This window comes from Tenacibaculum sp. IB213877 (genome assembly GCF_034043975.1).
Taxonomy (GTDB): domain Bacteria; phylum Bacteroidota; class Bacteroidia; order Flavobacteriales; family Flavobacteriaceae; genus Polaribacter.
This window is the reverse complement of the sequence record NZ_JAXCHH010000001.1, coordinates 581,461-595,463: the sequence shown is the minus strand read 5'-3', so window position 1 is coordinate 595,463 and position 14,003 is coordinate 581,461. Positions and strand designations below refer to the sequence as shown.

The window sequence follows — 14,003 nt, the reverse complement described above, 5'->3', positions numbered from 1 at the left end:
AATTTGGGAGCTTTTTTTATGCAATTAAGAGAGTGTTTTTTTATAGAGATATTCAATAACAAAGCAAGTAACTATAATACCTAAAGAAACTAAAACACCAGTGGTATTTTGCTGAAACTGTTGAATGATTAAGGTTGCAAAAGCTAAAGAACACAAAATGCCCGCAGTTAAATGAATCCATTTGTTTGAGTTAATTTGCTCGTGTTTTTTAAATCCAATATAGTTAACCGTAGCAAAAATCAATAAAAAACCGGCACTACCAGCGGTTGATATACTTTCTAGATCAAATAAATTCACCAACGCAACAGATAATAAAGCAGTGATGATGAATCCGACAGGTTTTCCCCAGAATTTATGACAAAAATATTCCGGTAATTCCTTGTCTTGCGCTATATCATAATTAACTCTACCGCTTCCTAGAATAGTAGCATTGATAGCTGAAAAAGTAGAAATCATAGCAGTTAGGGTGATAATGGTAAATCCTAAATGACCAATGGTCGGTTCAGCGGCTTTTGCTAATACATAATCTTTAGCACTTTTAATTTCACTAAAAGGTAAGGCACCTACAGTAACTATAGCAATAAGTATGTAAAGTAAAATAACAAAGCCAACCGCAGCAAAATAGGCTTTTTCTGTATTTTTTTCTTTGTTTTCTAAGTCCGAAATTGAATTGGCAATCAGTTCAAAACCTTCATAAGCCACAAAAATAACCATACCTCCAGATAGCAATAGGAGTGGGTTTTCCCAATTTTTAGGGGAGAGTTGATGAATGTTTTCGGAATGAATGCTAAGTCCATACATTCCTATAATAATAAATCCAACTAAAATAATTACTTTAATAACTACCGCAAAAGATTCTATTTCACTTACTATTTTTATACTTAAATAATTGATCATTAAGGCTAATAAGATAATAGCTGTTTGAAATATGCGAATATCTATATTCTTTTCTCCGGTTAGATGAATAATTTCTGCTCCATACGATCCAAAAGCAGATGCGTACAGCGCTAACATTACTATGTAACTTATCCAGAGTAAGTTATTTATACCACCTGCAAATAGGCCATTGCCAAAATGCTCATGCACAAAATGTACGGTGCCACCATTTTCAGGGAATTTTTTTGAGAGTTTTGCGTATGAATAGGCTGTTAAAAAAGCAATACAACCCGCAATAAGAAAAGCTATAGGAGTTCCGCCTTTAGCCAATGATACAGCAAGACCAAGAACTGCAAAAATCCCTCCACCAACCATTCCTCCAATACCAATAGAAATAGCATCTTTTAAACTTATTTTTTTGCTCATAAGTAGGAGGGTTTATTTTGGAGCTCTTAAAATTTTTTCCATTTTTTTACCCTTGGCCAGTTCATCCACTAATTTGTCTAGATAACGTACTTGTTGCGTAACAGGATTTTCAATTTCTTCTACTCGGTAACCGCAAATAACACCGGTAATTAAGTGTGCGTTTGGGTTTAGATTAGCTTTGGTAAAAAAGGTTTTAAAGTTTACTTTTTCATCAATTAACTTTGTTAGTTGTTGTTGGTCAAATCCCGTTAGCCATTCAATCACTTCGTGTAATTCGTCTAAGCTTCTACCTTTCTTTTCAACTTTGTTGATATAATGAGGATAAACGGAAGCAAACGTCATATTTGCTATTTTTTCATCGTGTTTAGCAGTGGTTTTCATGTTATTTAGGTGTTGTTTTTTATTGGTTTTTAAATAGAGAATCCTTCTCTTCTTAATTCACTTTTTTCTTGTTCGTTAAAATTATTTTTTATCAAGTCCATTCTAGACTTTACTTCTCTTTTTTGTCTTACCCAACTGTATAAATCTCCCATAGATGAATATACTGAAAACCAAACTCCTTCTGGGTTTATAGACTTGTTATATCTAAAAGCTTTCCACTCATCAGTTCGGTCTTTTTGTCTTGTTCTTATACGACCAAGAGGACGTTCTTCTTCAAAAACTAGAAACCAAACATCAACTATATCTTGCTGTATTTCTTCAGGAAGTTCGTCAATTCGATCTCTTAAAGCACTATTAAATCTATTTTGGAAATTCGCTTTATTAGGATTTTCTCTTTCTAAAAGATCATTGATAAATCTTGCTGCTGTGTCAAGAGGAGTTCTGCTTTTTGAAGATAAATCAAGTATTCCATTTATATTTTCCATCACGTCTAATTTCTTACCAGTTTTATTAGCTTTTTTGACACCTTGAATCCAAGTTCCAAGTCTTACTCCTTTATATTCATATCGTTGGCTTAATCCAATATTTTCTCCTTCATCAACTGCTTCTTGTAGTAACTTTAATTTAGTATTATCTTTCCATTCTTGCCATAGTTTATGAGCATCGCCAAAATAGAAATGTTCTTTTTTGAGTAGTTCTTCGTGTTCAGGTGGTAAAATTTTGTTTTTGTAATAAATCTTTTGTTTTAAGTACCAATTGTAAAGAGAAGGGTTTTTATAGTCACTTGGTACTGTAACACTATATTTATCTCCTTTTTCTTTATTCTCTTTTTTGAACTCTTTAAATAGCTCAAAAAAATCAGGCCAAGAGTTTAAGTAATCTTGTGTTATCTCAGGTATATAGTTAGAATCATTATTGCTTGAAGGTGGTTTTGATTCTATTTTGCCTAATGAGCTTTTATCAAACTTCGATTTATTTCTTTTAGCAAAAGCTTTTTTATTTGACTTTACAAATTCGTATTCAGCATTTGTTTGAGACTCCGGCCATATAAAACCTGATTCTTCTAAGTCCTTTAAAACTTCTCGTGTTAGTTTCTGTACGTTCTTATCTGTGCCTTTTAAAATTGACTCAAAATATTCTTCAAATTGTCTCACTAGTTTTTTTCCCTGCTGATTTGTCTTTGAAAACTCAAAAAGGGTAGAAGCTTCTATATTGTCAAAGAGCCCAAAACTTGTCAAATTTGATGAACCTGTTATAAAGCGATAATTATGTTTGCCTTTGAAAAAATAAATTTTTGGATGAAACATTATTTGGTCTCTTGTGCAGAAAACCCAAGTGTCAATATTGTTGTCGATTAGAAATTGAAGGACTTCTCTCGAAGTACCTTTTGGCACAATCCCAAGATAGAATTTTAATGACGTAAATTTTTTAGAAGCTTCAAGTAGTTCTTCCTTAATTCGATTAATTCCTGACATTTTTGTAAATGCCGAGAAACCAACAAAAGAGTAGTAGTCATCATTTTTAAAAGAATCAATCATATAATGTCCAACTGTGTTAGTATGATTTTTATGAAGTCCGTGTCCTAAAAATTCTACTCTCATATTTTTATATATAAAACAATCAAGGACAATAGTTATCTGAATAACTTACATCCACCGATACTAAAAACAAGTTCAGCATCGATAGCTAATTTCAACAAAAAAATCTTAACAACCAAGCCATTTTAGTTGGTATGTAATTAAGGATATATACAGTTGTTGTCAAATTAATAGTGTAACATAACTAAAACTATAATAAGTCTATTTTAAATAAAAATGATATTGGTTTTATTTTGAAGAAATTAAAAATGGTAAAAAAACTTGTAGTAGTATAAATATCAATTAATTATGCATATTTTTCACTTTCTACTTTTAAATACGCATAATATTTTTATTTTTAAGCGTTATTAACTTGTGTTATACGCACAAGAAAACTTTATTAATCCCTAAAAAACTGAAAAATTATGAAAAAAATTTTTGCTTTGATGCTGTTGTTAGTATCAATTGCAGGCTACTCGCAAATTGAGTTAGTTGCAACAGAGAGTACAGAAATCATCTCTAAAGTTAGCCATGTATACATTGAAAAGAAAGGAGAAAATGAATACAGCTTTTATTATAAGAATATAAATTCAGTAGAACATGAATATGCTCACTTTTCATTTAAAGATTTAGATAATGATTTTGAAAAATTATATCAAATATTAAATAACGGATTTATAGAAGTGCCAAGAGACCCTTTAAAATTAAAAGCAAAAGGAGAAGTAGTTTGGTTGAACTATAAAGTAAATGATAATGATGGTGAAGTAACTTTACAAGTAGAGCAATTTATAAGTAGAGATCCGGATGTAAAAACTACATCAAGACCTATGACACAGCAAGATATTCAACGCTTATTTAAAAAAGCATAATAAAAAAGTAAGTCGAGATGAAAGTCTCGACTTTTTTATATTTTAAACCCTCGTTGTCTTTTGGCTTCAAACACTACAATGGCACATGCAACTGAAACATTCATAGAATCAATTTCTCCTTGCATAGGAATATTGATATTTTGTGTTGCTTTTTCTCGCCAAATTTGTGTTAATCCTGTTGCTTCGGTTCCTACTACAATTGCTGAAGGTTTCGTGTAGTCTTCTTTATAATACTCGTTAGAATTTTGTAAGGTTGCACTATAAATATTGATGTTGTTAGCCTGTAAAAAAGAAATAATCTCTTCGGAAGTTCCTGTAGCAATCTGATTGGTAAATACACAACCTACACTAGAGCGAATGATATTTGGATTGAAAATATCCGATTTTGGATCGGCAATTAAAACGGCATCTACATTCGCAGCATCTGCTGTACGTAGCATAGCACCAATGTTACCTGGTTTTTCAATTCCCTCCATAACTAAAACTAACGGATTTTTAGTTGTAAACTGAATATTTTGCAAGCTAAAATCTTTCGCTTTTACTATAGCTATGATTCCTTCAGTGGAATCTCTGTAAGCTAATTTTTGGTATACGTCTTTAGTGATTTCAATTTTTTGTACTGAAGAAGGGATTTGACTTAGCAATTCATCATCAGAAAAAATATCTGACACTATTAAAACGGTATCAATACTGTAATTTCCTTTTAAAATTAAAGAAATTTCACGTTGACCTTCTACTAAAAAAAGCCCTTTCTTTTTACGCTCTCTTGACTTTTCTTGAAGTTTTAATAACTCTTTTATATATGAGTTTTGAATGCTAGTAATTGTTTTCATCAATGGCAAAAATAGAAATTAAGCATAAAAAAACTCGGGATTTGCCCGAGTTTTGATCTATTGATTTTTGTATTTATTAGAATATCGTTTCCAAAGCTTGGTTTGGTGAGTTTCTAAACTGAGTTTTCTGCCCTGAATAAACGCATCGCTTACTTTATTGGAGCTCATATCTAACGCATCTCCTTCAGAAATGAATAGCGTAGCGTCTTTACCAACTTCAAGTGTACCTACTTTATCATCAATACCTAAAATTTTTGCATTGTTTTGGGTAATAATTTGTAATGCTTTTTCTTTGTCTAAACCATAGGCAGCAAATGTTCCTGCATAAAAAGGAAGATTTCTAGTGCTCATACGTTCCATATCTCCTTCCATGCCTAAACCGACTAAAATACCTTTATCGGTTAAGATTTTAGCAGATCTGAAAGGTAAATCGTAATCTTCATCTTCATTACTTGGCAAACGATGAGCTCTTTCTAAAACAACAGGAATGTTATTTACTCTTAACACATCGGCTACTTTTTCTGCTCCGTCACCATGAACTACCACTAAATTTGTTATTCCTATTGCTTTAAAAGTATCAATAGCATCGGTAATAGCCTTTTCTCCTGAAACGTGAACAAAAACCTTTTGATTCCCTTTCACAACACCTTGTAATGCTTCAAAAGGTAAGTTTTTAGGTGATTTACTACCTGATAAATACTTTTTACCTTCTAAAAAGTAGTTTTTAAGTTTTTCTACTTGATCTGCATAGTCATTATTAGGTTTTAATCCGCGATCTTCACCTAACCACCATCTACCACGCGTAAAGCTAGAAGGCCAATTAATATGAATAGCATCGTCTAATTTTACAGCAGCATCTTCCCAGTTCCAAGCATCAAATTGTACTACAGATGAAGTTCCGGAAATGGTTCCACCTCTTGGAGCAACTTGTGCTAGTAACACTCCGTTTGGACGCATGGTTTCAATGACTTTACTTTCGGTATTGTACGCGATAATACTGCGTATATGAGGTAAATATCCACCAACTTCATCAAAATCACGAGTAGCACGTACAGCATCAATTTCTGCTAAACCTAATGAAGTATTCGCAGCTATAAATCCTGGATAAACATGTTTTCCGGTAGCTTGTATAACAGTTCCTCTGCGAGCAATTTTCATATTCGCATTTCCAACAAAAACAATCTTTCCGTCAGAAAACATAATTAAAGAATTTTCAATCACTTCTCCATTACCAAGGTGAGCGGTAGCTCCTTCAATGGTATAATCTTGTGTTTGTTTGGGAGCCGGAGTTTGTTGTGCAACAGTGTTTCCTATGAATAAGAAACAAGCTACTATATATTGAATTAATTTTTGCATCATTTTTAGTTTTTAGTTCTTATTCAGTATCACAGTGAAATAATTTGTGCTCTTTCATTTTAGGAGATTGTGTTTCTGCGCCCCCTAATTTTTCTTTCAACATCATGTCGATTAACTTAGCACGCTCTGCTTTGATAGCTTCACGCTTTTGTTTGTCTTTTTCTATGTCGAAATAAATAGCTCCGTCTACGATCGTTTTTTCTGCTTTTGAATATACAGAAAGCGGATTACCACTCCATACAACTACATCAGCATCTTTACCAACTTTTAAACTTCCTGTTCGGTTATCAATATGTAATAATTTAGCAGGATTGATGGTAACCATTTTCCATGCTTCTTGCTCAGAAACTCCACCATATTTCATAGTTTTAGCAGCCTCTTGATTTAAACGACGAGACATTTCTGCATCATCTGAATTGATAGCCACTGTAACTCCTTGATTATGCATGATAGCTGCGTTGTATGGAATTGCATCGTTAACCTCATATTTGTAAGCCCACCAATCAGAAAAAGTAGAACCACCAACACCATGTTCTTTCATTTTATCAGCTACCTTGTAACCTTCTAAAATATGTGTGAATGTATTGATGTTAAAATCGAATTTTTCAGCAACTTTCATTAACATATTTATTTCTGATTGAACGTAAGAGTGGCACGTAATAAAACGTTCTTTATTAATTATTTCGGCTAACGTTTCTAACTCAATATCTTTTCTGTAAGGTTGACCACTTTTCTTTTTAGCATCATATTCTTTAGCTCGTTGGAAATAATCAATGTATACTTGTTCAACTCCCATACGCGTTTGAGGGAAACGAATGGTTTGCATAGAACCCCAATTGGATTGTTTTACGTTTTCACCCAGTGCAAATTTGATAAACTTAGGAGAGTTGTTGTAAATTAAATTATCAGCGTTTTCACCCCATTTTAGTTTGATGATTGCAGAACGACCACCAATGGGATTTGCTGAACCGTGTAAAATTTGAATAGAAGTTACACCACCAGCTAAATTTCTATAAATATTAATATCGTCTGGATTTACCACATCTTCAATAGTAACTTCGGCACTTGAGTTGTGACCTGATTCATTTACTGCTGAAGTAGCAATGTGTGAATGTTCATCAATAATACCTGCAGTTACAAATTTACCAGTACCATCAATAGAAGTAGCTTTTCTATCCGATAAATTCTTGCCAATCTGTGCAATTTTACCATCTTTAATTAATACATCTGTATTGTTTAGCACAGCATTATCTTCACTAGTCCAAACCGTAGCATTTTTAATTAAAATAGTTTGTGCTTGTGGTTTGGTGTGATTTCCAAAACCAATATTAGGATAACTTACAGGAACAATTTCAAGTTTGTCATCCTCTTTTTTATCTTCTTTCTTTTTACTCTCTTTTTTTACCTTTTTAGAGGCTGTCCAAGTAACATCATTCCCTAAATAATCTTTACCGGTACCTTTCATAACATTACTATCATTCATGCTTTTTCCTGCTAAACGTAAAAATTGTCCGTTATCATTGATTGTTAACTGAATCCAATCATCTTTAAAAGAAAAATTAGATTTTAATTTCTTGTCATCCAATGCAACATTACCCTTTTGCTTATCTCCTGTACCGGTAATTTCTAAGTCATATGTTTTTCCGTTAACAGTAACCATATAATTACCGGTTAAATCTTTTATTTCCATTGAATTTACTACATTCTTGTCACCTAATGTCCAATTTTCATATAACGTAGTTTTTTCATCAAATATGTTTCCTGAAGTAATTAAGAAATTAGCATAGCTCCCCACGTTTAGGTTTCCTATTTTATTATTACCTAAAATTTTAGCTGGAACTGTAGTTAAAGCTTCTAAAGCTTTGGTTTTATCTAAACCGTACTTTATCGCCTTTTGAAGATTTTTATTGAAATCTTTAGTAGACTTTAAGTCGTGTGTTGTCAATGCAAAATGGACTCCGTTTTTAGCTAACACAGAAGGATTGGAAGGTTCTTGATTCCATTGACGCATATCGTGTAACGAAATGTTTTCTGCTAAAAATTGATTGCTAACATCGTATGCTTTTCTGAAGTTAATAGGAAGAATAAATGTTGCATTCGTCTTTTTAATTTCATCAATACGTTCAAATTCATTTCCACCGCCTAAAATAGTGTATTGAATTCCGAATTCATCACCAACTTTATCAGCACGCAAAGCATCTAAGTAATTACCAGCATTAAATATTTGAGGTAAGCTTTTCTTCTTATTTAAAGCTTCTAAAGCTAAATCTGAATTTTTCGCATTTCCATTAGCATACCAATCGGCATCTAAATAGGTTTGACGTAACAAAGCCATAGCTCCCATACGAGAAGTAGGGTAGGACTGATGTGATTTTCTACTTTTAGCAAACGATAAATGATTTGTTGAGTTTTTGTCCAAAACTCTAAACGCATCAGAAGAGTTAGAATTTAAAGAAACCAAAACTCCGTTTCCTTGCATAATTCCGTCTTCCAAATGAGTGTTTACCACACCAAATCCGGCTTCAACAAGTTCTTTGGCTTTTTTACTATCAAATTTAAATTCAGAAAAAGCATCTACATCAGGACGGATATGATCATTCCAGTAATATCCTTTTCTACTAGCGTCATATTGTGGCTTATTGTTACCACCACTTTCACGCTTAGGTTCTTCTATTCCAAATGTTGAATATACATCAACAAAGGATGGATAAATTGTCTTACCCTTAAGGTCAATAGTTTTTGTGTCGGAAGGTATATTTACACGCTTACCTACAGCTGTAACTTTACCATCTTTAATCAGTAAAATTGCATTTTTTACACTGTTGGTAGGAGTAATGTAAATGGTTGCGTTTGTAAATGCAATTGAAGTATTTTTTGAGGTTTTAACACCTGTATTTGTAGGAAAATATTCTTGTGAAAATCCTACGGAAACACTCAAAAGCAATAATAGTAATACTTTTTTCATTGTGAGATAATTGAATTAGCTTTTAAAAATATTCAATTAAACCCACAATGAATTTTCTTTAACAAAAAATTAAGAATTAAGGTAGTATTAACTTTCCTATTTTTTCATGACCTGCTAACCAAGCAGTATTTTTATCTATAAATTGTATAGTATAGTAAGAATCTTTTGAAACTTCTTTCCAGGTAATCCCTCCATCATTAGAGTATGAAACCCCTGTTTTTCCTACTGCAAAAACTTCCTTTCCGTTTGTGTTTGGTACATATTGTACACAACTTTTATAATTAGGATCTAAATTATCAGCAATCAATTGCCATGTTAGACCACCATCTTTAGTAATGGCTTTGTTTTTACAGTTATCTGTCGGTTTTGAAAAATCACCTCCTATAATAATTCCAATATTTTCATCAATAAAATCAATAGAGTAAATTCCTTGAGGACCGTTGCCTTGGATAATTGGAGTTTCTATAATTTTTTGCCAAGTTTTTCCTTTATCTGCTGATTTTAAAATTCTTGCTTTTTTTCCTCCTGATGCTATCCAAACTGTATTACCAATAATTTTAATATTGGTATTACTGGCAGCAAAAAAAGCTTCTCCTTCTTCAAATTTGGGTAAATCATTACATGAAAGTTTAGTCCAAGTATTTCCTCCATCAGAAGTTAAAATAATTGAAGGGCAATCATCTGTAGGATCACCTACTGCAATTCCGTCTTTTCCATTTTCAAAGAACTTCATAGAGTCATAAAACACTTTTTCATGTTCTTCTTCATATACTAGTGTATAAGTTAGATCTGCATAATTTTCTACAGTTTTCTCTTCTGTACGAACTATTGGAATTTTATATAACTGCGCAGGATTTGCAACTGAAAGAGCAAACAGATTGTTTTTTGTACGAGCAATGCTCCTAAAGTGTGGTTTTTTATTGTTTTTATCTTTAATTACAACACTTTTCCAGTTTTTTCCTCCATCTACAGTTATACCAATAACACCATTGGAGCCTGCGTAGTATAAAGTATCTTTACTAATTACTTCAATTGCTCTTATTGATACACTGTCTTGTTTGAACTCTTGAATAGTAACACTTTCAATATCTCTAAGTTTAATTGTATTTTTTTGCTGTTTTTGCTGTTCTGTTTTACATGAAATAGATACAAGAACAATTAAGAAAAGATTGAAAAAGGTTTTCATAGGTTTTCATATATTTAGTGTTCCAAAGTAATAAAATATTTATGAAAAAAGCATTGGTAATTTCAGGAGGTGGAAGCAAAGGAGCATTTGCGGGCGGTGTTGCTGAGTATTTAATGAAAAAAGAAGAGAAACAGTATGATATGTTTTTAGGAACTTCTACCGGTAGTTTAATGGTATCTCACCTAGCTTTAGGAATGCTTGATGATTTAAAAGAATTGTATACCAATGTTAATCAGCGTAGTATTTTTAGTAATAATCCATTTTTTGTGAAGAGAGTTCATGGTGTAAAAGTGGTTTCTATTAGACACATGAATACGTTATGGAACTTTTTGAATGGTAGAAAAACATTTGGTGAGAGTAAAAATCTAAGAAAACTAATTAGAGAAAAAATTACTGAAGAAATGTATGTGGCCATTAGAAATAGTAACAAAGATGTAGTGGTTACGGTTTCCAACCTTACACAAAATCAAATTGAATATAAATCTATTTTAGATTGTAGTTATAATGACTTTTGCGATTGGATTTGGGGGTCTTGTAATTATGTACCTTTTATGAGTTTGTTAGAAAAAAATCACTGTCAGTATGCAGATGGCGGTTTAGGATGTTTAATTCCTATTAGAGAAGCCATTCAAAGAGGCGCTAAAGAGGTGGATGCTATTATTTTGGAAACAGAAGTTACACAAATGAATAGAATTCCTGCTAAAAACCCATTTTCACTGATGTTAGACGTATTTGATTTTATGTTAGAGCATGTAGAAAAACATAATGTTACTATAGGAAAACTTTCGGCAAAGCATAATGATGTAAAACTAAATTTATATTATACCCCAACTGTATTAACTACAAACTCATTGATTTTTGATAAAAAACTAATGACGGATTGGTGGGAGCAGGGATACTATCATGCAATGAGTGAAAATGCTGAAATTATGAATGATTTTAGACCGGAACTTATTAATAATAAAGAAGTAGAAGAAGGGTTAGAAAATATGGATGCTATAGATATTTAATATGAAATTTGGAAAAGTTGAACACCCAGAACTTATAGATTTTACCTTACCGCCAACGCATTTAGATACTCCAAATGTATTGTCTAGATACAAACAAGAAGAAAATAAGTTAAATGTATATGTGGGTTGTGCAAAGTGGAATAAAACTGATTTAAAAGGTTTTTATCCTAAAGGAACAAAAGATGAACTAGAATATTATTCAAGTCAATTTAATTCTATTGAGTTAAACGCTACGTTTTATCGTCAATTTCCACCAGAACAATTTGATAAGTGGCGTGTAAAAACACCAGATAATTTTAAATTCTTTCCGAAGATAACTCAAGAAATAAGCCATTGGAAACGATTAGAAGGAGTTGCAGATGCGGTAAATTATTATTTAGATGCTGTTTCTCATTTAGAAAATAAATTAGGAACTATTTTTTTACAGCTACACAATAATTTTAGTCCGAAGAATTTTGATCGATTACAAAATTTTGTTTTGAGCTGGCCTAAAGGAATTCCACTTTCAGTAGAATGCAGGCATACAGATTGGTTCACTAATCCATCTGTTTCATCAGAATTTTATCAATTATTAGAAGAAAACAATATTTGTAACACTTTGGTTGATACAGCTGGCAGAAGAGATATGCTACATATGAGATTGACCAATAACGAAGCTTTTATTAGGTATGTAGGAGCTAATCATCCATCTGATTACCAACGATTAGATGAGTGGGTTATAAGATTAAAAGAATGGGTAAACATGGGTTTGAAAAACATTCATTTTTTTGTACACCAAAACTTAGAAGTAGAGTCTCCTTTGTTAGCGGCCTATTTTATTCAAAGTTTAAATAAAGAGTTAGAGGTAGATTTAAAAATACCTAATGATACTTCTCAACAGAGTTTGTTTTAATAAAAAATCCGGCAACAACCGGATTTTTTATTATTTTAATTCTACATACATATTGTTATAATCTGGGTAAAGCATGTTAGAGTTCCAAAGAGGTTTGTTTTTTCTCGAAGCTTTTCTTCCCAGAGTAGGTTTAGCGCCAGTTAAAATATATTGAATTGTCCTTTCTAATAAAGGTTCAGCATCAGGACCGCTAGCAACTCCTAAAATTCCTAAATTGTTAGGATCTTCTTCAATTTCAACATCTACAGAAAATCCCTCAGGATTATTTTCTCCATTTTTATTTTGAATTTCTAAAACAATAGGTTGTAATGCCCATGCATGAGAAGTATTAAAATTAGGTCCGTTTTTTAAGAAGTTATCAGAATCATATAAAGTGATTGAACCTACATGTTTTCCATAAGTTTGTGTTCCTACTAAAGTCACATCAATATAAGCGCTTAAAGCATTGATTACTAATTCTGAAGCAGAGGCTGAACTACCAGAAACGATAAAATAAACACGAGGTAAATTCAAGCTATTAATAGGTTCTTTAACAATATCATTGTCAATTTCATCTGTGAAATAACTTAAAAAAATATTATTGTCTACATTTTCCATTACTTTAGGGTTCCATACTTCTTGAGAGAATAGCTCACCGTTATATTGACCTGTAATCATACTTCCTAAATAGATAGCACTAGCAACTGCGCCACCACCATTGTATCTTAAATCAACAATAAGGCCAGTAACAGCTTCTGATTTAAAATAGGCAAAAGCCGCATTTAATTCATCATCAAAAGATGTTGAAAATTGATTGTATAATAGGTATCCAATTTTATTTCCTGCATCTTCATGAACTACATCAAAAATTTTAACAGGATTATCTTGAATTTGAGATCTGGTTAAACTAACAATAGTTCCATTAGCTATAGGAACTCCCGCATTGTAATCGGCAAGTGTAATGGTAAAATTATCAGCAGATAGTAAGTCAGCATAATTGTTTATGGTTAATTGAACTCCATCTACTTCCGTAAAAATCATGCCTCTTGTTAGTCCATTAGTTTCAGCACTAGAACCAGAAATAATGTCTGTAATCACCATATAAACATTATTTGATCCATCAGCATAAAATTCTCTTTCTATTCTTAAACCAGTAGTTTCTCTAATGGCTTGAAAAGAATTTTCTAAGGCAATATAATCATCTACAATCCAAGAAAAGGTTCTGTTTGGATCTTGAGGATATTCTTCTGGATAGTATAAAACATCATAAAAAAGAGCATCAGGAGATGTGTAACTAGCTAAATAATTATTTAGTTGTTCTCTATTAGAAAATTGCCTATCACTCAAATTTGGCACATTGGGTTGCCATAAATAATAGGCATTCATTCCTCTCCATACAAAATCATTAATTTTAATATCATTAGGAATGTTTTCTGTTTTACTACAGCTACTAGCTATAAGAATACACAAGAATAAGGTAAGTATTTTAAAAGAGATTGTATTTTTCATGAAATGTATTTTACCTTTAACAACAACGCAATTTAACCATTATTAGTATTTATTTTAATATTGGTGTAACAAAAAAGTAACTACCTCGTCGTAGAGGTGTAAAGATGATAAAAAATATAAAGAAATTATCATTGATTTACACAA

At 31.9% G+C, this 14,003-nt stretch carries 11 protein-coding genes; 3 read left to right on the top strand and 8 right to left on the bottom strand.

What is annotated here, in order from left to right; all coding sequences use genetic code 11:
• Positions 1-24: 24 nt before the first annotated feature.
• Genes SLH33_RS02610 through SLH33_RS02600 form a run of 3 tightly spaced genes read right to left on the bottom strand, consistent with a single transcriptional unit; the run spans position 25 to position 3,284 of the window.
• Entirely contained in the window at positions 25-1,302 is a 1,278-nt protein-coding gene (locus SLH33_RS02610; RefSeq protein ID WP_320417503.1) for an APC family permease, read from the bottom strand.
• A gap of 12 nt (positions 1,303-1,314) precedes the next feature.
• On the bottom strand, positions 1,315-1,683 hold the full coding sequence (locus SLH33_RS02605) for a DUF2200 domain-containing protein (protein WP_320417502.1): 369 nt from the start codon (positions 1,681-1,683) through the stop codon (positions 1,315-1,317).
• Positions 1,684-1,712: 29 nt separating this feature from the next.
• Positions 1,713-3,284 carry a phospholipase D-like domain-containing protein gene (locus SLH33_RS02600; protein ID WP_320417501.1) on the bottom strand — a complete coding sequence of 524 codons (1,572 nt, stop codon included), beginning with the start codon at positions 3,282-3,284 and terminating at the stop codon, positions 1,713-1,715.
• A 401-nt stretch (positions 3,285-3,685) separates the two neighbouring features.
• Between SLH33_RS02600 and SLH33_RS02595 the strand changes: the two genes are divergently transcribed.
• Positions 3,686-4,129: a hypothetical protein gene (locus SLH33_RS02595; RefSeq protein WP_320417500.1), complete on the top strand. Its 444-nt coding sequence runs from the start codon at positions 3,686-3,688 to the stop codon at positions 4,127-4,129.
• 35 nt (positions 4,130-4,164) lie between these two features.
• Here SLH33_RS02595 and SLH33_RS02590 read toward each other — a convergent pair whose 3' ends face one another.
• The 4 genes from SLH33_RS02590 to SLH33_RS02575 all read right to left on the bottom strand — a co-directional run bounded on the left by SLH33_RS02590 (position 4,165) and on the right by SLH33_RS02575 (position 10,469).
• Complete coding sequence (locus SLH33_RS02590) at positions 4,165-4,962, bottom strand: RNA methyltransferase (protein ID WP_320417499.1); 798 nt, start codon at positions 4,960-4,962, stop codon at positions 4,165-4,167.
• Between the two features lie 57 nt (positions 4,963-5,019).
• The gene (locus SLH33_RS02585) at positions 5,020-6,318 is read right to left on the bottom strand and encodes an amidohydrolase family protein (RefSeq protein ID WP_320417563.1); all 1,299 of its coding nucleotides are present in this window, start codon (positions 6,316-6,318) and stop codon (positions 5,020-5,022) included.
• 19 nt (positions 6,319-6,337) lie between these two features.
• On the bottom strand, positions 6,338-9,283 hold the full coding sequence (locus SLH33_RS02580) for an amidohydrolase family protein (RefSeq protein ID WP_320417498.1): 2,946 nt from the start codon (positions 9,281-9,283) through the stop codon (positions 6,338-6,340).
• A 76-nt stretch (positions 9,284-9,359) separates the two neighbouring features.
• On the bottom strand, positions 9,360-10,469 hold the full coding sequence (locus SLH33_RS02575) for an oxidoreductase (RefSeq protein ID WP_320417497.1): 1,110 nt from the start codon (positions 10,467-10,469) through the stop codon (positions 9,360-9,362).
• A 41-nt stretch (positions 10,470-10,510) separates the two neighbouring features.
• Between SLH33_RS02575 and SLH33_RS02570 the strand changes: the two genes are divergently transcribed.
• Both SLH33_RS02570 and SLH33_RS02565 read left to right on the top strand, forming a co-directional pair.
• Positions 10,511-11,479 carry a patatin-like phospholipase family protein gene (locus SLH33_RS02570; protein ID WP_320417496.1) on the top strand — a complete coding sequence of 323 codons (969 nt, stop codon included), beginning with the start codon at positions 10,511-10,513 and terminating at the stop codon, positions 11,477-11,479.
• A gap of 1 nt (position 11,480) precedes the next feature.
• Positions 11,481-12,371, top strand: coding sequence for a DUF72 domain-containing protein (locus SLH33_RS02565; RefSeq protein ID WP_320417495.1), 891 nt, complete (start codon positions 11,481-11,483; stop codon positions 12,369-12,371).
• 30 nt (positions 12,372-12,401) lie between these two features.
• Here the strand turns inward: SLH33_RS02565 and SLH33_RS02560 are convergent, their stop codons facing one another.
• Positions 12,402-13,859 carry a S41 family peptidase gene (locus SLH33_RS02560; RefSeq protein WP_320417494.1) on the bottom strand — a complete coding sequence of 486 codons (1,458 nt, stop codon included), beginning with the start codon at positions 13,857-13,859 and terminating at the stop codon, positions 12,402-12,404.
• Positions 13,860-14,003 lie beyond the last annotated feature (144 nt).